Genomic DNA, 250 nt, shown 5'->3' with positions numbered 1-250 from the left:
GAGGAGGGAGGCAACCAGCGATCATTGGCCGGGAGGGCAATGGTGGTGGTGGTCGATCGGTCGAGAAGCAGCGTCGACTGTGGAGAAGGAGAGGTTGGTGGTTGGGGGGGCAACGGCAACGGCTGCTAGCCGGAAGCAAGGGAAGCAGGGGTGTGGCTGCGAGCCTTTCTCTTTCTTTTTTTTTTTTTTTGAAATGATGAACTATAACGAGAACGCTAAAGATCGCTACTCTGATATCAATTGATAAGAC

General features: G+C 52.4%; 1 protein-coding gene. It reads left to right on the top strand.

Annotation, left to right across the window (positions count from 1 at the left end; all coding sequences use genetic code 11):
• The coding region (locus KVT34_RS30680) for a hypothetical protein (protein ID WP_217563342.1) at window positions 1-244 on the top strand (244 nt) is incomplete at its 5' end.
• Between the last annotated feature and the right edge of the window lie 6 nt (window positions 245-250).

Source organism: Paenibacillus sp. GbtcB18 (genome assembly GCF_019091125.1).
Classification (GTDB): domain Bacteria; phylum Bacillota; class Bacilli; order Paenibacillales; family NBRC-103111; genus Paenibacillus_F; species Paenibacillus_F chitinolyticus.
Note: the sequence above shows the minus strand (reverse complement) of the source record. Positions and strands in the feature narration are given on the sequence as shown.